Origin of the sequence: Alcaligenes sp. NLF5-7 (assembly GCF_024266725.1) — a bacterium.
Classification (GTDB): Bacteria; Pseudomonadota; Gammaproteobacteria; order Burkholderiales; family Burkholderiaceae_B; genus Alcaligenes; species Alcaligenes phenolicus.
On sequence record NZ_CP100755.1, the window covers coordinates 3,094,977 to 3,115,875 of the forward strand.

21 protein-coding genes are annotated in these 20,899 nt (G+C 56.8%); 17 read left to right on the forward strand and 4 right to left on the reverse strand.

What is annotated here, in order from left to right; translation table 11 throughout:
• Nucleotides 1–665: 665 nt before the first annotated feature.
• Entirely contained in the window at nucleotides 666–4,007 is a 3,342-nt protein-coding gene (locus tag MID00_RS14230; protein ID WP_254498972.1) for an Rne/Rng family ribonuclease, read from the reverse strand.
• Between the two features lie 548 nt (nucleotides 4,008–4,555).
• Here MID00_RS14230 and MID00_RS14235 point away from each other — a divergent pair.
• The 4 genes from MID00_RS14235 to MID00_RS14250 are packed head-to-tail and all read left to right on the forward strand — an operon-like array spanning nucleotide 4,556 to nucleotide 7,730.
• Nucleotides 4,556–5,458, forward strand: coding sequence for an RluA family pseudouridine synthase (locus MID00_RS14235; protein ID WP_026483109.1), 903 nt, complete (start codon nucleotides 4,556–4,558; stop codon nucleotides 5,456–5,458).
• Between the two features lie 2 nt (nucleotides 5,459–5,460).
• The gene (locus tag MID00_RS14240) at nucleotides 5,461–6,114 is read left to right on the forward strand and encodes an HAD family hydrolase (RefSeq protein WP_009456607.1); all 654 of its coding nucleotides are present in this window, start codon (nucleotides 5,461–5,463) and stop codon (nucleotides 6,112–6,114) included.
• Nucleotides 6,115–6,168: 54 nt separating this feature from the next.
• On the forward strand, nucleotides 6,169–7,122 hold the full coding sequence (msrP, locus tag MID00_RS14245) for a protein-methionine-sulfoxide reductase catalytic subunit MsrP (RefSeq protein ID WP_254498973.1): 954 nt from the start codon (nucleotides 6,169–6,171) through the stop codon (nucleotides 7,120–7,122).
• Nucleotides 7,122–7,730, forward strand: coding sequence for a sulfite oxidase heme-binding subunit YedZ (locus MID00_RS14250; protein ID WP_254498974.1), 609 nt, complete (start codon nucleotides 7,122–7,124; stop codon nucleotides 7,728–7,730). Before msrP ends, MID00_RS14250 begins: the two co-directional genes overlap by 1 nt.
• Nucleotides 7,731–7,773: 43 nt before the next feature.
• On the opposite strand, the gene MID00_RS14255 is transcribed toward MID00_RS14250, so the two are convergent.
• Genes MID00_RS14255 through MID00_RS14265 form a run of 3 tightly spaced genes read right to left on the reverse strand, consistent with a single transcriptional unit; the run spans nucleotide 7,774 to nucleotide 9,874 of the window.
• Nucleotides 7,774–8,583 (reverse strand): N-acetylmuramoyl-L-alanine amidase, encoded by an 810-nt coding sequence (locus tag MID00_RS14255; RefSeq protein WP_254498975.1) that lies wholly within the window; start codon nucleotides 8,581–8,583, stop codon nucleotides 7,774–7,776.
• A 1-nt stretch (nucleotide 8,584) separates the two neighbouring features.
• A complete protein-coding gene (locus MID00_RS14260) occupies nucleotides 8,585–9,307 on the reverse strand; it encodes an SAM-dependent methyltransferase (protein WP_021446873.1) in 723 nt (240 codons plus the stop codon).
• 12 nt (nucleotides 9,308–9,319) lie between these two features.
• Complete coding sequence (locus MID00_RS14265) at nucleotides 9,320–9,874, reverse strand: Maf family protein (RefSeq protein ID WP_254002104.1); 555 nt, start codon at nucleotides 9,872–9,874, stop codon at nucleotides 9,320–9,322.
• 340 nt (nucleotides 9,875–10,214) lie between these two features.
• Here MID00_RS14265 and MID00_RS14270 point away from each other — a divergent pair, with 340 nt between their 5' ends.
• From MID00_RS14270 to MID00_RS14330, 13 genes are all read left to right on the forward strand, one after another.
• Nucleotides 10,215–10,736 (forward strand): DUF177 domain-containing protein, encoded by a 522-nt coding sequence (locus MID00_RS14270; RefSeq protein WP_009456592.1) that lies wholly within the window; start codon nucleotides 10,215–10,217, stop codon nucleotides 10,734–10,736.
• Nucleotides 10,737–10,810: 74 nt separating this feature from the next.
• Nucleotides 10,811–10,993 carry a 50S ribosomal protein L32 gene (rpmF, locus tag MID00_RS14275; RefSeq protein ID WP_003800968.1) on the forward strand — a complete coding sequence of 61 codons (183 nt, stop codon included), beginning with the start codon at nucleotides 10,811–10,813 and terminating at the stop codon, nucleotides 10,991–10,993.
• Nucleotides 10,994–11,034: 41 nt separating this feature from the next.
• Nucleotides 11,035–12,123: a phosphate acyltransferase PlsX gene (gene plsX, locus MID00_RS14280; RefSeq protein WP_009456590.1), complete on the forward strand. Its 1,089-nt coding sequence runs from the start codon at nucleotides 11,035–11,037 to the stop codon at nucleotides 12,121–12,123.
• Between the two features lie 25 nt (nucleotides 12,124–12,148).
• The gene (locus MID00_RS14285) at nucleotides 12,149–13,126 is read left to right on the forward strand and encodes a beta-ketoacyl-ACP synthase III (RefSeq protein WP_009456588.1); all 978 of its coding nucleotides are present in this window, start codon (nucleotides 12,149–12,151) and stop codon (nucleotides 13,124–13,126) included.
• 46 nt (nucleotides 13,127–13,172) lie between these two features.
• Entirely contained in the window at nucleotides 13,173–14,111 is a 939-nt protein-coding gene (fabD, locus tag MID00_RS14290; protein ID WP_021446871.1) for an ACP S-malonyltransferase, read from the forward strand.
• A complete protein-coding gene (gene fabG / locus MID00_RS14295) occupies nucleotides 14,112–14,855 on the forward strand; it encodes a 3-oxoacyl-ACP reductase FabG (protein ID WP_021446870.1) in 744 nt (247 codons plus the stop codon).
• Between the two features lie 184 nt (nucleotides 14,856–15,039).
• Entirely contained in the window at nucleotides 15,040–15,279 is a 240-nt protein-coding gene (gene acpP, locus MID00_RS14300) for an acyl carrier protein (RefSeq protein ID WP_003800961.1), read from the forward strand.
• Between the two features lie 140 nt (nucleotides 15,280–15,419).
• Nucleotides 15,420–16,652, forward strand: coding sequence for a beta-ketoacyl-ACP synthase II (gene fabF / locus MID00_RS14305; protein ID WP_021446869.1), 1,233 nt, complete (start codon nucleotides 15,420–15,422; stop codon nucleotides 16,650–16,652).
• A gap of 274 nt (nucleotides 16,653–16,926) precedes the next feature.
• A complete protein-coding gene (locus MID00_RS14310) occupies nucleotides 16,927–17,112 on the forward strand; it encodes a hypothetical protein (protein ID WP_235484275.1) in 186 nt (61 codons plus the stop codon).
• Nucleotides 17,112–17,714 carry an RNA polymerase sigma factor RpoE gene (gene rpoE, locus MID00_RS14315; RefSeq protein WP_009456579.1) on the forward strand — a complete coding sequence of 201 codons (603 nt, stop codon included), beginning with the start codon at nucleotides 17,112–17,114 and terminating at the stop codon, nucleotides 17,712–17,714. Before MID00_RS14310 ends, rpoE begins: the two co-directional genes overlap by 1 nt.
• 6 nt (nucleotides 17,715–17,720) lie before the next feature.
• On the forward strand, nucleotides 17,721–18,218 hold the full coding sequence (locus MID00_RS14320; RefSeq protein ID WP_009456577.1) for a sigma-E factor negative regulatory protein: 498 nt from the start codon (nucleotides 17,721–17,723) through the stop codon (nucleotides 18,216–18,218).
• Nucleotides 18,215–19,240, forward strand: coding sequence for a MucB/RseB C-terminal domain-containing protein (locus MID00_RS14325; protein WP_230940648.1), 1,026 nt, complete (start codon nucleotides 18,215–18,217; stop codon nucleotides 19,238–19,240). Before MID00_RS14320 ends, MID00_RS14325 begins: the two co-directional genes overlap by 4 nt.
• A 24-nt stretch (nucleotides 19,241–19,264) precedes the next feature.
• Nucleotides 19,265–20,773 carry a DegQ family serine endoprotease gene (locus MID00_RS14330; RefSeq protein WP_250755914.1) on the forward strand — a complete coding sequence of 503 codons (1,509 nt, stop codon included), beginning with the start codon at nucleotides 19,265–19,267 and terminating at the stop codon, nucleotides 20,771–20,773.
• Nucleotides 20,774–20,899: the final 126 nt, after the last annotated feature.

Consider the following 20,899-nt stretch of genomic DNA (forward strand, 5'->3'; position numbering starts at 1 on the left):
GGGCCCTGGCCCGTGCTGCGCACGGGTACCCTTGGCTATTGAACAATCCAGGCGCCCAGTGAACTCGCCAGGTACTTGGTCCCCCGGACCAAGTACCTGGCGAGTTCACTGGGCTTGCACCCTGGATTGTTCAATGACCCGCGGCCAAGTCCCTGACTCGCCCCAGGGCCGTACTCCCCACACCAAGAAAAAAGGAATATCGCAGAGGGCTCAAATAGAGGGCTGTATCTACTATCTGCACCTGCACCTGCACCTGCACCTGTGCCTGTCCTGCCCAGTGCTTGTACTTGTACCTGAGCCTGTGTTGGAAGCTATGCCTCGTTCGGTTGTGTGTGTACGCGCGTTTTCTGCATTGTTGGTTTCAGCTTTGTTTTTCTCTTTATTTTTATATTTGGCTGTGTCTGCTGCTGGAGTTGAAAGATTTATAGGCTTGGGATTAAGGCCAGGGCAGGTTTAACGCCGAGCTCGACGCTGCAGCAGGCGGAGCTAGGCTAGGTTTGGGTTTGGGTGAAAGAGAATAGTGACTTTTTTGGGAGGCTGGGATTAGCGGGGAAGGAGAAAGGGCCCAGGTGACTACTCTTTGTGGATACGGGTAGGTATAAAAAAACGGATGCGACAGGCATAAAAAACGCCGCCCTTGTGGGCGGCGTTTTTAGTCTTGCTGTTTACTGCGTTTCAACCTGTTGCAGCGGCTCGCTGTTCTCGGTTTCTGCAGCACGTTGCTTGCGTGGGCGACCCAGGCGCACTGGTGCGGGCTGGTAGTCGTCCTGTGTTGCCGAGCGAACGGTTTCCACTAGTTCGATGCCCGCTGCGTTCAGTACGGCTTCCAGAGGGGCGGCTGTGGGCTTCTGTGCTTGTTCGGCAGCAGGGGCTTTTGCAGCTGCAGTCGTTTGAGTCTCAACGCGAGTCTCTACGGCTGTGGTTTCCACTGGAGTGGCTTCAACGGCCGGGGCTTCAACTGCAGGTTGTGCTTCTGCGGGAGTAGCAGTTGTCTCCACGGCTTCAGCTTGAGCTTCGGTGGCTTCTGCTTTGGCTGGTTCGGCAGCAACTTCTGCTTGCGCAGGAGCAACAGCTTCTTCAGCGGCAGGAGCTTCTGGCGCTACCTCGGCCTGAGCGGCTGGAGCAGCAACTTCTTCCTGGGCAGTAGCGGTTTCTACGGCTGCAGTTTCCACTGGAGCGGCTTCAACGGCTGGGGTTTCTGCTGCGGCTTGCGTTTCTGCGGGCGCTGCGGCTGTTTCTACAGCTTCAGCTTGAGCTTCGGTCACTTCTGCTTTGGCAGGTTCGGCGGCAGCTTCTGCTTGCACAGGAGCAACGGTTTCTTCTGCGGCAGGAGCTTCTGGAGCAACTTCGGCCTGAACGGCTGGAGTGGCTACTTCTTCCTGGGCTGGAGCGGTTTCAACAGCGCTTACCTGGGTTGTAGCGACTTCTTCAGTTTGCTGTGCAGCTGGGGTAGCGGCAGGAGCTTCTTGAGAGGCCTCTACGGCGACAGGAGCGGCTTCTTGGGCTGCTGGTGCTTCTACGGCTGCTTGGGGCTGTTCAGGCTCGGCTGCTGCGGTTTGGGCGGCAGCTTGTTCCTGGGCATCCAGGGCAGCGGGGTTGAAGCTAGGTGTTTCGTGAGCAACGTAGGCGCTGGTATTGCCTTCTTCGTTGTTCTCTTCGTTCTCGGCTACGGCGTTGGCGTCGGTGTTACGACGACCACGACGGCTACGACGACGGCGACGTTTGCGTTCTGGGTCCAGAGCGCCGTTTTCGCTGTTCTCGTCGGTTTCGGCATCCGAGTTGTCGCTGGTATCAGCGCTGTCGGCCTCGGCCAGCTGTTCAGCGCGGGTTTGCGCTTCTTGCTTGGTGGCGGCCACGGCAGCCACTACGGCGACGCTGGCCACTGCGGCAGCAGCCTGTTCGTGCTGGGCTTCAGTGCTGGCGACGTCTTTGTTCAGCTCGACGTTTTCTGTGCTGCCTTCTTCACGGCGTTGACGGCCACGGCCACGGCGGTTACGTGGGTTGCGGCTGTTGCTGCTGCCTTCGTCGGCAGTGGCGGGCGTGGTGTTGGCGCTTTGTGGAGTTTCCAGAGCAGATTCGTTACCTGCTGAGGCGTTACGGCGGCGACCACGGGTATTACTGCCGGTGTTTTCCGTGCTGGCTTTTTCTTCCTGAGCCGCTTCCGGGCGGTTGGACTGGCGACGGCCACGACCACCTTGGCCACGGCCACTATTGGATTGGCCGGGACGACCTTGGCGGCGGCCAGAGGAGGATTTGCTGCTTTCGGATTTGGTGGTCTCGGCCACGGGTTCGGCAGGTGCGCCGGACAACCAGTTCAGCAGGCGCTTGAGCAGGCCGGGCTTGTTGTCGCTAGCAGCGGCGCTGGCGGCTGCGGCGGCAGCAGGCTTGCTCATGGGAGCTGGCTGGGCCGGTGTGGTGCTCTTGACCAGGGCTTCTGGACGAGGCTTGATTTCGTGGCTGCGGTGCGGCACCAAGCTGTCTTGCTGCTCAGGCTGCTGGACCAGCTCGTAGCTGCTGCGCAGTTCGTCCAGACGGGGGTCGTCGTGGCGCAGGCGCTCGATGATGTGGTGTGGGGTTTCCAGATTCTTGTTCGGAATCAGGATCAGGGCAATGTTCAGGCGCGATTCGATCTTGGTGATGTCAGCGCGTTTTTCGTTCAGCAGGAAGGTAGCCACATCCACCGGCACCTGAGCGTGCAGGGCGGCCGTGCCTTCTTTCATGGCTTCTTCTTGCAGCAGACGCAGTACGTGCAGGGCGCTGGATTCGGCATCACGAATGACGCCAGTGCCGGTGCATCGTGGGCAAGTGATGTGGGAGCCTTCGTTCAGGGCAGGGCGCAGGCGCTGACGGGACAGTTCCATCAGACCAAAGCGCGAGATCTTGCCCATCTGGACGCGAGCACGGTCCAGGTGCAGGGCATCACGCAGGCGTTGTTCGACAGCACGCTGGTTCTTGCTGTCTTCCATATCGATAAAGTCGATAACAATCAGGCCACCCAAGTCACGCAAACGCAACTGGCGGGCCACTTCGTCGGCGGCTTCCTGGTTGGTGCGCAGGGCGGTTTCTTCAATGTCGGCACCACGCGTGGAGCGAGCCGAGTTCACGTCAATGGCAACCAGGGCCTCGGTGTGGTCGATAACGACAGCACCGCCCGAAGGCAATTGCACGGTACGCGAGTAGGCGGTTTCGATCTGGTGTTCGATCTGAAAGCGCGAGAACAGCGGGATGTCATCGCGGTACATCTTTACGCGATGCAGATTGTCGGGCATGACCACGCTCATGAAAGCGGCGGCCTGCTCGTGAATCTCGTCCGTGTCGATCAGGATTTCGCCAATATCGGGCGAGAAGTAATCGCGGATGGCCCGGATAACCAGGCTGGATTCCAGATAAATCAGGATAGGAGCTGCATTGTCGCGGGCAGCGCCGTCAATGGCGGTCCACAACTGCATCAGGTAGTTCAGGTCCCACTGCAGCTCTTCGACGCTGCGGCCGATACCTGCGGTGCGGGCGATGATGCTCATGCCCTGCGGAATGTCCAGCTGGTCCATGGCTTCGCGCAGTTCCTGCCGGTCTTCGCCTTCAACGCGGCGCGATACGCCACCCCCACGGGGGTTGTTGGGCATCAGAACCAGATAGCGGCCTGCCAGGGAAATGAAGGTGGTCAGGGCAGCGCCCTTGTTGCCACGCTCTTCTTTTTCAACCTGGATGATCAGTTCCTGGCCTTCAACCAGGGCGTCCTGGATGCGGGCGCTGCGTACATCAACCCCTTCCTTGAAGTAGCTGCGAGCTACTTCCTTGAATGGCAGAAAGCCGTGACGCTCTTCACCGTAGCTGACGAAGCAGGCTTCCAGGCCGGGTTCGATGCGGGTGATGACCCCTTTGTAGATATTGCCTTTGCGCTGTTCGCGCCCGGCTGTTTCGATGTCGAGGTCAATCAGTTTTTGACCGTCGACAATGGCGACGCGTAGTTCTTCTTGATGCGTCGCATTGAACAACATGCGTTTCATGAGTGTGGATCTCCGTTGTCATGGAGCACCGAAATATCGGCGCACGACCGCGGGTCACAGGTGTGTAGCGCTATAGCTGCATCAGTTTGGTGCAGGCAGGCAAAATCGGCCTACCGGCTTATAGTCTGGGAGGCACGAGTCGCGCCAAAGCGCGAAGTTCAATCAGCAGGGGGGTCAGAGTCACGGTGTGTGTTTGACGAATATAAAATTGCTGGGGGAACGGCAGCCGCATAAATCATGCGGCTGGTGCAAAAGAGCGGGACAATCTGTGCAGGAATTCAGCGCCGCACGCGGGAGGAAAACATCTCTTGGAAAGCGGGCCTTCTTGCCACACGACTTTCGCTATTTCGGACTCACCCCGGCGACCTTATGACCCGGAAGCTGGAACTCAAGGATACAATTATCAGTCCTTGGTCATCCAACGGAGACGCACCCTTTGCATCTCTACGCTGGACCCAGTCTCAGCTTCCATAGGCTGAAGCGATTATATGCCCCTTTTTGTTATGTGCAAACCTCATGAATCACAAAGATCAGCCCCTCAAGTGCGAATATTACGCATTGATGAAACGCGGGCAGGTCAGCGTATAGATAATTTTTTGTTACGTGAATGTAAAGGGGTGCCAAAAAGCCACATTTACAAAGCGATCCGTGGCGGTCAGGTGCGCGTGAATAAAGGCCGTATCAGCAGTGACTATCGTTTGCAGGACGGCGATATGGTGCGCATTCCGCCGCTGCGCCTGCCCGAGCCCGAGCAGCCGCGTCATGTTCCCGCTGCCGTTTTCCCGGTGGTGTTCGAGGACGAGCACCTGATGGTCATCGACAAGCCTGCTGGTGTTGCCGTGCATGGTGGCAGTGGTGTGTCTTTTGGTGTCATCGAGCAGTTGCGTGCTGCCCGTCCTCAGGAGCCCTTTCTGGAGCTGGCCCACCGTCTGGACCGGGATACCTCCGGTTTGCTGATTATCGCCAAGCGTCGTGCTGCCCTGGTTGGTTTGCACGATATGTTCCGCGAAATCCGTGCTCGCAAATTTTATTGGGCGCTGGTGCAGGGCGATTGGGTGAACGATCGCCAGCATATCCGTTTCCCCTTGCTGCGCTGGCTGACCGAAAGCGGGGAGCGGCGCGTCAAGGTTGACCCGACTGGCAAGCCTGCGCATACCATCATCACCATGCAGCGCCGTTTTGGTCGCTTTACTTTGGTACAGGCGGAGCTGAAAACCGGCCGCACTCACCAGATCCGGGTTCATTTGGCCCATTCGGGCTTTCCGATTGTGGGCGACGACAAGTATGGCGACGATGCCATTCGCGATCAATTCGCCCGCCAGGGCTTCAAGCGCATGTTCCTGCATTCGGGGCGCCTGGAGTTCAATCATCCTGTCACCGGACAGCCTCTGGTTCTGGAGGCCGCCTTGCCGGCTGCCTGTCAGGCCGTTCTTGAGCGTTTGGAGAAGTAGTTATGACGCGTTACGCCGCCGTTCTGTTTGATTGGGACGGCACAGTTATGGATTCGACGTACTCAATTGCCAGTTCTATTCAGTTGGCCAGTGCGGATCTGCAATTGCCTGTGCCCTCGATTCAGCAAGCCAGCTGGGTTATTGGTTTGTCGCTGGAAAGCGCCTTGTATCGCGCTGTGCCGGATTTGACTGCCGAGCAGATGCCGCTGTTTCTGGAGCGCTATCGGCATCACTTTATGCAGCGCGACCCGCATATCAAGCTGTTTGACGGAATTTTGCCTTTCATGGGTGAACTTCGGGGCCGCCAGATTGCCTTAGGAGTGGCAACGGGTAAAAGTCGTCAAGGTTTGGATAGAGTGCTGCAGCAGGTCAATCTCAGCACTTTTTTTGATGCTACCCGTTGTGCAGATGAAACCCGCAGCAAGCCGGACCCGGAAATGCTGCATCAATTGCTGGCCGAATTGATGTTGGAGCCCGAGCAGGTCTTGATGGTGGGCGATACCGTGCACGATATTCATATGGCGGCCAATGCGGGCATGGATAGCGTGGCTGTCACTTACGGCGCGCATGATCCTCAAACCCTGGCCAAGGCTGAGCCCACGGTCATGGTTGATAATGTGGCGCAAATGCGCGATTGGGTATTGGCACGGATTTAATAGGCGGCAAGCCGGTTTGACGACCATCTTGCCAGACAGGTTCAGGAGATGGAGATGTTCAAATCACGTTCGCAGCCCATACGTCCCTCTGAAATTACCGACGAGTCGGTCTGGCGGGCGCGCCGCCGCCTGCTTTTGCAGGCTCCCGGCGCCTTGGCCCTGGCGGCCAGCTTGCCGGGTCGGGCTCAGGCGGTCCCGGTAGGGCAGGACTTGTCGTTCACGCCTTCCCAGCGCTGGAAACTGGACGATATGCCCACCAGCGAGTCCGATGTCACCTCCTACAATAATTTCTACGAATTTGGCACGGGCAAGGAAGATCCTGCCCGCCATTCGGGGAAATTCAAGACTGAACCCTGGACTTTGCAGATTGACGGTTTGGTGAACAAGCCGCTTACCTTGGATATGGACCGGATATTGAAGCTGGCCCCTTTGGAAGAGCGTATTTATCGTCTGCGTTGTGTTGAAGCCTGGTCCATGGTGGTGCCCTGGGTGGGCTATTCCTTGTCGGCCTTGCTAAAGCAGGCGTCGCCCCAGGGTTCGGCCCGCTTTGTTCGGTTTGAAACAGCGGCGGACCCGGAAACCATGCCGGGTCTACGCTCTCGTATCTTGGCCTGGCCCTATGTGGAGGCGCTGCGGTTGGATGAGGCCATGCATCCTTTGACTCTGCTGGCTACCGGTCTGTACGGAAAAAGCCTGCCTGTTCAGAATGGAGCACCTGTGCGGCTGATCGTGCCGTGGAAGTATGGGTTCAAATCGGCCAAGTCTTTGGTGCGCATCACCTTGACGGACACCATGCCCGAGTCCAGCTGGATGAAGGTGGCTCCGCATGAGTATGGCTTTTACGCCAATGTGAACCCGGAAGTGCCGCATCCCCGCTGGAGCCAGGCCACTGAACGTGTCATCGGTTCGGGATTCTTCGCCACCAAAAAGCCGACTTTGCCTTTTAACGGCTATGCCGAAGACGTGGCAGGTCTGTATGCCGATATGGACTTAAGGCGTTATTACTGATGAGTACCTGGAAGGCTGCGCAGTTGGATAGGCTCAAGCCCTTGGTATTCTTGCTGGGCTTGTTTCCCTTGGGGCGCTGGGTATGGTTGGGTTTCAACAATGGCCTAAGTGCCAATCCAGCTGAATTTTTGACCCGATCCAGTGGGGTTTGGGCCTTGGTACTCTTGCTGCTGACCCTGGCTTTAAGTCCTGTAAGGCGTTTGCTGGCTCAGCCCGCCTTGGTGCGTTGGCGCCGCATGTTGGGTTTGTTCAGTTTTTTTTATGCAGCTTTGCATACCCTGGCCTGGGCCTGGTGGGATCGCTCGGGCGACTGGCTGTCCATGTGGCAGGACGTGGTGCAGCGGCCCTTGATTGCGATCGGGGTAGTGGCTGTGCTGATTTTATTGGCCCTGACCCTGACCTCCACGCATGGCTGGCAGAAACGTTTGGGTCGTGGCTGGAGCCGCTTGCATCAAACCGTGTATTTGGCGGCGGTCCTTTCCATCCTGCACTTTTACCTGATTCGTACTGGTAAAAATGATGTGGTGGAAGTTTATGTCTATGGTTTGGTTCTGGTGGGCTTGCTGGTTTTGCGCCGCTGGCCCGTATTGAATAAGACAGCGCACTAAGAAAAACAGGTAATGAGCATAAGCCCATTACCTGTTTTTTTTATCAATCCAGACTTTGCAGAATGGCGGCTGTTTCGGCATCCAAAGTGCCGTCGTAGCGGGCTGGGCGGTAGTGCATCTGGAAGGCGGCGATCACGTTTTGTGTGGCCTTGTCGAACACGCCACTGTCAGGCGTTTCGTAGCCTGCTTTGCGCAGCAGGGCCTGGGTTTGAGCAGCAGAGGGCAGGGGGCGCGTGGCGTACTGCGCCTGCAGTGCTCGGGCCTGTGATTCCTTGTACCAGCGGCCTATGCCTGCTTGGGCCAGTTCCTTCCAGGGGAAATGAGGGCCGGGGTCCAGCTTGCGTTGTGGGGCAACATCGCTGTGGCCAATAATATTGCGGGCAGACACGCCATGGCGCTGAGCCAGGTCTTTCAGCAGTGCTTTGATTGCTTCAATCTGCCCGGACGTATACGGAGCCCAGCGACCATCTGCCAAGCGGCCCATGTTAACGATTTCGATGCCGATAGAGCCGGTATTCAGGTCTGTGAAACCGTACCAGGAGCCCAGACCTGCATGCCAGGCGCGGCGTTCCTCTGGAACCAGACGGTAGACAGTGGGACGCTGCTCGTCGCTGACCAGGTAATGGGCGCTGACATCACGCTGTGTCAGCACCTTCAGGGAGGTGGCGTGGTCGCCAGCGGTGTAGTGCATGACCAGATAACGCACTCGGCTGTTCTGGCCCTGAGCGCTATAGCTGTCATCAAGTTTGAAGGGGCCGCTACTGCCACAAGCCGCCAATAAGGCCGTCAGGCTAAGTACGCCAATCTGAACGCTGCGCTTCAAGGCGGGTGTAAGAAAAGACAGGGATTTCATCTTAACGACCAGCCAGAAACAGGAAAATGCAGGGGGTTTTGTCCAGGGCAGGCGGCTGGCGCTCGCGCCATTGTTCAACTGTGGCAGTCTGGATCAATTCACGCGTACCTGTCAGGTCACGAGCCAGGCACAAGCGTGTTGTGGGCTTGAGGGACTGCAGCAAGGTGCTGTACATGGCCTGGTTGCGATAAGGTGTTTCGATCAGGATCTGGGTTTGTTTCAGAGCTTGGGACTGGCTTTCCCATTGCTTGAGCTGCTTGGCGCGAGCGGCCCCATCTACAGGCGCATAGCCGTGGAATACAAACTGCTGACCGTCCAGGCCGCTGGCCATCAGGCTCAGCAAAATGGAAGAGGGGCCAACGTGAGGGCGCACGGGGATCTTCATTTCGTGGGCCATGGCAACTACCAGCGCACCGGGGTCGGCGACGGCGGGGCAGCCAGCTTCCGATACCAGACCAATGGCTTGACCTTGCAGGGCTGTTTTCAACCACTCACGCATTTCACCGGGTTTATTGCCGCGCTTGTCCAGCGTGTGAATAGTGATTTCTTGCAGGGGTACCACGGGCTCAACCAGTTTCAGGAAAGCACGGGCGGTTTTGGCGTTCTCGGCAATAAAGACGGTCAGTTCGCGCGTCAAAGCCTTGACGTCGGCGGGTAGCCAGCCGCTGATCGGGCTCTCGCTTAAGCCTACGGGGATCAGGTGCAAAGGGGCGGCTTGGGGCATGGCGTATCAGTCCTAAACGGAAGGGGGCAAAAGGGTGGGGCGCAAGGGGTTCAAGCCAAAGTGACGCAGCATGGTGCACAGCTCGATCAGCGGCAGGCCAATGATAGCGGTTGGGTCGTCCGAGCGCATGGACTCCATCAGGGCAATACCCAGGCTTTCGGCCTTGGCGCTGCCAGCGGTGTCATACGGTTTTTCCTGCAGCAAATAGTGCTCGATTTCTTCATCACTCAATGCGCGAAAACGACAATTGGTAACAATATCGCTGCACAGAAATTCCTGGCCATCCGTCACGCATAAAGCGCTATGGAAATCGATGTCTTGACCGCTCAGGCGACGCAGTTGTTTCTGCGCACCGGCATGGTCGCCAGGCTTGCCAATAACATCCTGGCCCGATGTGGCGACCTGATCGGAGCCGATCACGAGGGCGCCTGGGTTCAGCTGGCTGATACGGGCCGCTTTTTCACGCGCCAGACGCAGGCTGAGCTGGGCGGGAGCCTCTGCGGGAAGTGGGGTTTCATCAATGTCAGGAGACTGACAGGTGAAAGGCAAGCCCAAACGCGCTAACATAGCGCGGCGATAGACTGAGCTTGATGCAAGGATGAGACGCATAGTGTGTTTTAGCTGTGCTTTGGTTTGACTGCCTTGTGCTTAGCACGGTATTATCTAATGTTTTCTTCGTTATTGAAATGGTTGTGGGCTAGCTTGGCGGTTTGCCGACTGCGCTTTACATGCTTCAATACCGAGGGGCAGGAAAAAAAGCAGTACAAGAAAAAGTGGTAGAGCCCCCAAGCGATACCAAGGCAGTGAAACAAGCAAGCAGCAAACAAGCGAAAGCGACAAATAAGGCAGAACAAACAAGCGGTTCCAGATCCTGGTAAAACCGTGGTTTGATGCCCTAAGCATACTTATGACGACACAGTATATCGACACCTTGAATCTAGCCCGTGCCCCTCAGGAAATGTCGGGCCAGGTGCTGGTGGAAGATTTGTCTCGTCTGGTATCCGATTTGCCCGATCAAGGCGATTTGCGCATTGACTGGAGTGTGTCGGGTCGGGAAGATTCTGCCCGGCGTCGTTTTGTGCATGTGCAGGCCAAAGGTAGTGTCATTTTGGAATGCCAGCGCTGTGTGAAGCCTTTTGAGTGGCCCATCGATATTTCCAACGAAGTACAGATTGTGGCAACCGAGGACGAACTTGAGCTGGATGATGACGATACGGAAGGTCCTGATCGCATCTTGTGTGAAGGCCAGTTGGATGTCCTGGGACTGGTCGAGGACGAGCTGATTCTTAGCGTGCCTTATGTGCCGCGCCATGAGGTTTGTCCCGACGCGCAGTCGCTGTCCATGGAAGCCAAGTCTGACGACCTGGATGAGTCTGCCTTTGAGCGGCCGTCCCCGTTTGCCGTATTGGGCTCGCTCAAGAAGTCTTGATTGTTTGTTACTAATTCGTTAATTTTTTCGGGCTGCACCCATTTATTCGGGGTTGTCCATCTACAGGAGTCATCATGGCTGTTCAGCAGAATAAAAAGAGCCCGTCCCGGCGTAACATGCGTCGTTCGCACGACGCGCTTACTGGTCCTTCGACGGCTATCGAGCCTACGACTGGCGAACTGCACCTGCGTCACCACATCAGCCCTAACGGCATCTACCGTGGCCGTAAAGTGCTGAAAACAAAGAACGACGAGTAATAGTCTCTTTGTCGTTGCAAGCAACATAGGTTGCATGCTTGATGTCTAACAAAAAAATACGTATTGCCATCGATTGCATGGGCGGCGATATCGGTTTATCCGTCACTGTCCCTGCAGCGCTGCTTTTTGCCAAGCGCTATCCGGATGTGCACTGCTTATTGGTTGGCGAGCCTCAGGCCATCGAGCAAACATTGCGTGCGCAAGGTAATGTCGATACCTCCTGGTACGACATTCTTCCCGCATCCGAAGTTGTCACCATGGCCGATTCGGTCGAGGTGGCCCTGCGCCGCAAAAAAGACTCCTCCATGCGAGTGGCTGCCCAGTCCGTCAAGGACGGGATAGCTGATGCCTGCATTTCTGCGGGCAATACCGGCGCATGGATGGCAATTTCGCGCTACGTACTCAAAACTCTGGATGGGATTGATCGCCCAGCCATTGCCACGTCCATCCCTAACCAAAAGGGCGGGGCCACGATCATGCTGGACCTGGGTGCCAATGTGGATTGTTCCGCAGAACACCTGTTGCAGTTCGCCATCATGGGTTCTGCGCTGGCCAGTATCGTGGATCGTCATGAGCGTCCCACCGTGGGCTTGCTCAATATTGGTGAAGAGGTCATCAAGGGCAACGAGGTCGTCAAGAAGGCGGCTGAATTGCTGCGCTCCAGCGGACTGAATTTTTACGGCAACGTAGAAGGCGACGATATCTGCAAAGGTACCGTCAACGTGGTCGTGTGCGACGGTTTCGTGGGCAATGTGGTCCTTAAATCCATTGAAGGGCTGGCCAAGATGGTCGGCAGTATGCTGCGCGACGAATTTACCCGTGACCCCTTGAGCAAAGTGTCCGCTTTGCTGGCTCGTCCTGTCTTGAATCGTTTCCGCGACAGGGTGGATAATCGCCGTCATAACGGTGCGGCCCTTTTGGGTTTACGCGGTATTGTTATCAAGAGTCATGGTTCTGCCGATGCCTACGCTTTCGGTTATGCTTTGCAACGGGCCCGCGGTGCGGTGCTCAATGGTCTGCTCAGCGGTACCAGCCAGGCAGTCGAACGCATCATGCAAAGTGTGAACTTGCATGAAGAGCAAAGCGGCGAACCAGATACACGCCATACTTCAGAGCCCTCGTCCTCATAAGAACGGGCTTGATCGGGAACATAAAATGACGATATTTGCCAAGATTATCGGTACAGGCGGCTACCTGCCTCCTCGGATTGTGTCTAACGATGATCTAGCGGTGGAGCTGGCTCAAAAGGGTATCGAAACCTCCGATCAGTGGATTGTCGAGCGTACCGGTATTCACCAGCGTCATCTTGCCGATCCCGGTGTCCGTACCAGCCACTTGGCAACCCAGGCCGCGCGTCAGGCGCTGGAAGATGCGGGCATTGCTGCCCAGGATCTGGACCTGATTGTGGTGGCTACTTCCACTCCCGATTACGTTTTCCCCAGCACCGCGTGTCTGGTGCAGGCCGAATTGGGCAACAAGGGCGCTGCCGCGTACGACGTACAAGCGGTGTGCAGCGGCTTTGTCTATGCACTGACGACTGCCGACGCCATGATCAAGGCCGGCCGTGCGCGCAATGCGCTGGTCATCGGTGCCGAAGTGTTCTCCAGCATCCTGGACTGGAACGACCGCTCTACCTGCGTCCTGTTTGGCGACGGTGCGGGCGCTGTGGTTCTGCAAGCCAGCGATGAACCCGGTGTTCTGGCTGCCCAGCTCAATGCAGATGGCAGTCAAATGGGTATTTTGTGCGCGGCAGGCAATGTCTCGCACGGTCAGGTAGTGGGCGATCCCTTCCTGCGTATGGATGGTCAGGCTGTGTTCAAGCTGGCTGTCACTTCTCTGGCCGCTTCGGCCAATCAAGTCTGCGAACAGGCTGGCGTCTCTCTGGCCGATATCGATTGGCTGGTGCCGCACCAGGCCAACGTTCGTATCATCAATTTTCTAGGTCGTAAGCTGGGTATCCCCTCCGAGAAGGTGGTTATCACGGTTGATCAACATGCCAACACCTCGGCAGCCAGTGTGCCATTGGCCCTGAATGCCGCTCGCCGGGATGGTCGTATCCGTGCCGGTGATCTGGCGCTGTTGCAAGGCGTGGGTGGCGGCTTTACCTGGGGTTCGGTGCTGGTCCGCTGCTAAGTAGCGCGATCCGGATTACCGCCTCATCTCTTTGGGTTTTTCTACCATGAAAATTGCGTTTGTCTTTCCAGGACAAGGCTCGCAGTCCGTAGGCATGCTCGATGCCTGGGCCGAGTCTGCTGTCGTACAGCAAGCCATTGCACAAGCCAGCCAGTCGCTGGGCCAGGACCTGGCTCAGTTGATGGCACAAGGGCCTGCCGAGGCTCTGAACCTGACTACCAATACTCAACCTGTCATGCTGGCTAGCGCCGTGGCCATGTATCAGGCCTGGATTCAGGCCGGTGGCCCCGCGCCTGCCGTGATGGCCGGTCATAGCCTGGGTGAATACTCGGCCCTGACTGCTGCCGGTGCTCTGAGCCTGGAACAAGCAGTTCCGCTGGTTCGCATCCGTGCCGATGCCATGCAAGCTGCCGTACCTGTGGGTGTCGGTACCATGGCTGCCGTGCTGGGTCTGGATGACGATCAAGTGCGCGATGTGTGTGCTCGTGCCTCTGAGGGACAGCAGATTGTTCAGGCTGTTAACTACAATGCGCCTGCTCAGGTTGTGATAGCCGGGAATGTGGAAGCGGTAGATCGTGCATGTGCGCTGGCTAAAGAAGCCGGTGCCAAGCGTGCCTTGGTGCTGCCTGTATCGGCTCCTTTCCACTCCAGTCTGTTGGAACCGGCAGCTGCTGTGCTGGCCCAGGCTCTGGCCTCGGTTCAAGTGCAAACTCCTGCTATTTCCGTGATCAATAACGTGGACGTAGCCGCGCCTACCGACCCCGAACAGATTAAAGATGCGCTGGTCCGTCAGGCCTGGCATCCCGTGCGCTGGGTTGAGACTATCCAGGCCATGAAGGCTCAAGGAGTCACCCACGTGGTCGAGTGTGGCCCGGGCAAAGTGCTGACGGGGCTGGTCAAGCGTATTGACCGTGATCTGGTCGCCTTGTCGATCAGCGACCCTGCGTCCTTGCAGGCCACTTTGGAAGCCCTGGAGGGAGCATAAATGCAAGAATTGGACCTAAGCGGCAAGACTGCCCTGGTAACCGGCGCATCGCGTGGTATCGGTCAGGCGATTGCTAAAGAATTGATGGCACGTGGTGCCAAGGTGGTTGGTACCGCTACTTCCGAGTCCGGCGCACAGGCGATTTCCGCTGTGCTGGATCAGAATGGCAGCTACGGCCATGTTTTGAACGTGGACGACCCGGCTGCTTGCGAAGCGCTGATTTCGGCTTTGAGCAAAGAAGACGGTGGCCCGCACATTCTGGTTAATAATGCCGGTATTACGCGTGACAACCTGGCCATGCGCTTGAAAGATGAAGACTGGGATGCCGTTATCCAGACCAATCTAAGTGCCGTGTTCCGCCTGTCGCGTGCCGTTATCCGCCCCATGATGAAAGCCCGCTGGGGCCGTATCATCAGCATCACTTCGGTGGTGGGCGAGAGCGGTAACCCCGGTCAAGCCAACTACGCAGCTGCCAAAGCCGGTGTCGCCGGCATGAGCCGTGCCTTGGCGCGCGAGCTCGGTAGCCGTAACATTACAGTTAATTGTGTCGCTCCGGGCTTTATTGATACGGACATGACACGCTCTCTGACCCCTGAGCAGTCGGCGGCAATTTTGTCGCAAATCCCCCTGGGACGACTGGGCGCTGCTGAAGATATCGCTAATGCGGTAGCCTTCCTGGCCGGGTCGCAAGCGCAATATATTACGGGCAGCACCATCCATGTGAATGGTGGTATGCACATGTAAGGCTTGGCATCGCGCCCGGCTGAGGTAAAATTGCGGGATTATTTGGGGCCTATTGCTTGAGCCGGCGTTGTAAGAATAACGTTGGGCCTCATACAAGAACGCCGTTTTTTGTCATAGCTTATCCCTCTTAGCAGTATGGATTGGCTATAATTTGCGGGAATTTTTCCCAACTTGGAGAATCTGCATGGAAAGCATCGAACAGCGCGTCAAGAAGATCGTCGCTGAACAACTTGGCGTTAACGAAGCCGAGATCAAAAACGAATCTTCTTTTCTCGACGACCTCGGTGCCGACTCGCTCGACATGGTCGAGCTCGTGATGGCGCTCGAAGACGAATTCGAAACCGAAATACCAGACGAAGAAGCTGAGAAAATCACGACGGTCCAGCAAGCTGTGGACTACATCAATTCTCACAGCAAGCAGTAAGTTCAATTAAGAGGGTGGGCGGCATTGTGCACGCCCTCGCTCCAGAGCGGTTTCCAGAGAGTAGCCTGTGCCCGGCGGCTTTAGCTTGCAAGACGCAGTTATTCCCTTTAAACCGCTTTTTTTGTGTTTAGGAGTCATCCGTGAAACGACGTGTCGTGATTACCGGGCTGGGTATTGTTTCCCCGGTCGGCAACGATATTCCTACCGCGTGGGATAACATCGTCAATGGGCGTTCGGGCATCGGGCGTATTACCCGTTTCGATCCTTCGGCCCTAACAGCCCAGATAGCGGGTGAGGTCAAGGATTTTGATTTAACACCATACATTTCGTCCAAAGAAGCCAAGCAGATGGATACCTTTATCCATTACGGCGTGGTGGCAGGTATGCAAGCCTGGAAGGACTGCGGCCTGGACATCAACAGCATCAATGCTGAGCGTGTCGGCGTTATCGTAGGTTCGGGGATTGGTGGTTTGCCCCGCATTGAAGAAACCCAAAAAGATTATCTGGAACGGGGCCCACGTCGGATTTCCCCGTTCTTTGTGCCTGGCTCCCTGGTCAATCTGGTGTCTGGCCAATTGTCCATCGGCCTGGGCCTGAAAGGTCCTAGCTACGCTGTTGTGTCGGCATGTACAACCGGCCTGCACTCCATTGGTGACGCTGCTCGCTTGATCGAGTATGGCGACGCCGATGTGATGATTGCTGGCGGTGCCGAGTCCACCGTGTCCCCGCTGGGTATTGGCGGTTTTGCTGCCATGCGTGCTCTGTCCACCCGTAACGACGATCCTGAAACGGCATCGCGTCCCTGGGATATGGACCGCGACGGCTTTGTGCTGGGTGAGGGCGCTGGTGTGCTGGTACTGGAAGAGTACGAACACGCCAAAAAACGTGGCGCACGCATTTACGGCGAGTTCTCCGGCTACGGCATGAGCTCTGACGCTCACCATATCACTTCGCCCGACCGTGACGGTCCGCGTCGTGGCGTGATGAATGCCTTGCGTAACGGTGGCATCAACGCTGACGAAGTTCAGTACGTCAACGCACACGGTACTTCCACGCCATTGGGCGATGTGAACGAGTCCGAAGCATTGAAACTGGCTTTTGGCGATCACGCTTACAAGCTGGTGGTCAACTCCACCAAGTCCATGACGGGTCACCTGCTGGGTGCGGCCGGTGGTATTGAAGCGGTGTTCACCACCTTGGCGGTGTATAACCAGATCTCGCCTCCAACCATCAACATCTTCAACCAGGACCCTGCCTGCGACCTGGATTACTGCGCCAACCAGGCGCGTGACATGAAGATTGATGTCGCTCTGTCCAACTCCTTCGGGTTTGGCGGCACTAACGGTTCGATGGTGGTACGCCGTCTTCGCTAAGCTGGACTGCCCCACTCGTAACGCCCAGTCTTGGTCGATCGGAGCTCCGGCTCCGGTGCGCCGACTGGGCGCTTTTGTCTGTGCCTTGCTTGCAGCAGCCCTGGCCTGGACAATGTCTAGCTGGCAATGGCCCTGGGCTCTGGCAATATTGGCAGGTGCTTTGTGGGCTTATTTTTTGTATGCTCGCAGTCGTGGGGCATGGGATGAGCGCGCTACACTAGCGTATCGTGCAGGGCTATACTCCTTGAAGTGCGAGGGGGCTGCAAAGGAGTCCGTGCAAATAGAGCAGATCTGGCGTTGTGCCTGGTTCATGACCTTGCGTTTGCGCCGTGATTGCTCCAAGGCTTGCCGTACCGTGACCGTATGGCGCCGCGCCCAGTCGCAGCAGGACTGGTGGGCCTTGTCTTTATGTGCCAACCGACTGTCTCATCAGGTCCGTGCTCAGAATAAGGATTCTTAATGAGTGAACGCGATACCGATGCCGAACTAGTTGCACGTGTTCAGCGTGGGGATAAGCGAGCCTTTGACCTGCTGGTACTGAAGTACCAGCGCAAAATCATGCGTCTGCTCAGCCGCATGGTACGTGACCCGTCTGAAGTCGAGGACGTGGCTCAGGAAACCTTCATCAAAGCGTACCGAGCTCTTCCCCAGTTCCGGGGCGAGAGTGCTTTTTACACCTGGCTGTACCGCATTGCGATCAACACGGCCCGTAACTGGCAGGCCTCGGCCGCTCGACGTCCCAACACTTTGCAGAACGTCGAAACTGAAGAAGGTGAAACTTTTGACCGAATCGACAACCTAAGCGATATAAGCACGCCAGAATCGATGATGGTCAGTCGCCAGATTGCTGAAACGGTAAATACAGCGATCCAGGCACTGCCCGAAGAGTTGCGGACGGCTATCGTGCTACGTGAAATAGAAGGTATGAGCTACGAAGATATTGCTCAGACCATGGACTGCCCTATAGGAACTGTACGCTCACGCATCTTTCGAGCCCGTGACGCCATTGCTGCGCAATTGCGTCCCATTCTCGATGGTGAAGATAGTGAACGACGGTGGTAAGGATTGATGATGCAAGCCCTGAAATCCCATTCCGATGATGATCAACTCAATGCCTGGGAGGCCGCCGTGTCTTCCTGGGTGGATGGCGAGGCTGAAATACGCCCCGAGGAACTAGACTCCCCCTACGGGCGTCAAGTCTGGGATACCTACCATTTGATTGGTGACGTCATGCGTACCGATGCGCTGGCGATCCGTACGTCGGATCGCTTTTACGCGCGTCTGTCCAAAGCAATTGACGAAGAGCCTACCGTGCTCGCCCCGAATGCCATGAAACGACCCTTGGTGCAGCGCTATGGTGTCAGCGGCCTGGCCGTGGTGGCTGCCGTGGCTGCCGCCTTGTGGGTAGGCCTGCCGTATATGGGGGTGAACTCCGTGCCAGGCACGCTGGTGGCCAGCGCCCAGGATGATCAGCTCTGGAATGATTACGCGGATTTGCACCGCGACTTTGTTGGTACCGGTCCGGTACGCCATGTTTCCTTTGAAAGTGGAGCCCTGGGTCAATGAGGTCTGTACGTATGCCGTCGCAGATGGGCTTGGCGCGTCTCTATAAGGGCTTGTTTGCCCTTTCTCTGGCGGTGCTGTGCACACCTGTACTGGCTCAGGATGCCAGCGGGCTGGAGCCCCTGGATCTGCCCTGGTTGCAGAAAGTCCATAAAGCGGCGCGTGACCTGGATTATTCCGGGGTCATTATTTACACCCAGGATCAGGCCAGCCAGTCCATGAAACTGGTCCACATTATTGATGGTACCGGCGAGCGCGAGCGTCTGGAGATTCTGGACGGCGAGCCGCGCGAGTTTCTGCGTCAGAACGAAGTCACCCAATGCCTGATTCCCGAAAAGAAAATGGTGGTGATCGAGCGTCGTGAAAACGAACGCTTTCCCAGTTTTCTGGTTGGTGATGTCAGCCAATTACCCAATTTTTACGATATGCGCCGCTTGCCATCGCGCGAGCGCGTGGCCGGTCGCCCTTGCGACCTGATCGAGCTGGTTCCCAAGGATGATCAGCGTTACGGCTACCGCGTGTGTGCCGATACCGATCATCATTTGCTATTGAAAATGCAGACTCTGGACCCACAACAAGAGGTAGTGGATCAGATCGCTTTTGCCTCTGTTGCCTTTGGCGAGCAGGTGGATTTGCAGGAACTGCGTACCAGTTGGAACCCCAGCAAGTGGGAAGTGGTCGAACCCGAAGTACGAAAAATAGATTTGAACGAGCTGGGTTGGCATCTGGCCATGCCTGCCGGTTTTACCTTGCGGTCCGAAATGCTCCGGCCCATGCGTGCGGGGCGTCAGGTCACCCATTTGATGTTGTCTGATGGTCTGGCTGCCATTTCCGTGTTTCTGGAGAAGGTAGGGACCCCTGAAGCAGAAGAAAACAGCCTGGGTGCCTTTCACCGTGGCTCCATGAATATGTACCGCAGTCGCATTAATGATTATGTTTTGACCAGCACGGGTGCCGTACCTGTACAGACCTTGCGCGCCTTGCTGGAAGGTACCCAGTTCACCCCTCTATCCCGGACACATTGACTATCGTCCACCAGGAGTCTTTGAATGGAAAAATCGAGTCAAAAAATGCGTATTCCTGTTCTCTCGGCCTTGACGGCGGCCGTGATGCTGGCGGCGGGTGCGCCTATGGCCTACGCGCAGGCTCAGCCTGTCACGACAACCGAGCAAGTCCAGGGCACGACGCTGGGGCTGCCTGACTTTACTGGCGTTGTTGCCAAGACCGAGGATGGAGTAGTCAATATCCGTACCACCGAGGCCGTCCGGGTGCGCTCCCCCGCCATGGGTCCGGGCTCGGATCCTTATGATATGTTCCGCTGGTTCTTTGGGCCCGATTTCATGCCGCCCGGCATGGCGCCGCAGCGCCCTCGTGGCGGTGGCAATGAAGGCCAGCAGCCTCAAGAGCGCACAGTGCCACGTGGTGTGGGTTCGGGTTTCATCATCTCTGCTGACGGCTACATCCTGACCAATAACCATGTGGTGGCCGACTCCAATGGCATTTTCGTCACGCTGAGCAACGGCAAGGAATATCCAGCCAAGATCATCGGGACGGACGAGCGCACCGACGTGGCCCTGATCAAGATCGAAGCCAAAGACCTGAAGCCCATGGTGATCGGTGATTCCAAGCAGCTCAAGAAAGGACAGTGGGTTCTGGCTATTGGCTCGCCCTTCGGTCTGGAATCCACCGTGACTTCCGGGATTGTCAGCGCCATCAACCGTGAAACCGGCGATTACCTGCCTTTCATTCAGACCGACGTGGCTGTGAACCCTGGTAACTCCGGTGGTCCGCTGATCAACCTGAATGGTGAAGTAGTGGGTGTGAACTCCCAGATCATTTCGCGTAGCGGTGGCTTCATGGGTATTTCCCTGGCCATTCCTATCGACGAAGCCATGAATGTGGTCGAGCAGCTCAAGTCTGACGGCAAGGTGACTCGCGGTCGTATCGGTGTGCAGATCACTCCGGTAGCCGATGATGTCGCTACCGCACTGGGTCTGAAAGACAGCAAGGGAGCCTTGGTCAGCAGCGTGGAAGAGGGCGGTCCTGCCGCCAAGGCCGGTATTCAGTCTGGCGACGTGATCCTGAAGTTCAACGGTCGCACCATTGATCAAATGACAGACTTGCCCCGTATTGTGGGAAGCACCAAACCAGGTCAAAGCTCCACACTGGAAATCTGGCGCAAGGGCAAGTTGCAGACCATCAAGATTGATGTCGAAGAAATGCCTTCCAGCAGCCCAACTGCTGCCGCCAAGGACGAGAAAGACAGTTCTGCTGCCAGCACGGCCGATGCTTTTGGTTTGAAAGTGACGGCAGTTCCTGCTGCTGATCTGAAGCGTTTGGGCGTTGAAAGTGCGGTTCAGGTAACAGAGGCCACGGCCCCTGCCAGCGAAGCCGGTCTGCAGCCTGGTGACCTGATTTTGCGTGTCAACGATAAAGACGTAGGGACGCCGGATCAATACGCTAAAATGGTGGCTTCCTTGGATAAATCCAAAGCAGCAGCCTTGCTGGTTTTGCGTGCAGGGCAGTCGCAATGGGTTTTGATTACGCCATCGAAATAAAAATTCTGTAAAACGGCTAAAATGGTAGTCATTGATGAACTCCGGCCAGGGGCCGGAGTTTTTCCGCCGCTATTCGCGGGGGCAGTTTGCCCCGAATGGATACTGGCTCCACGTGCGCCCGTCTGA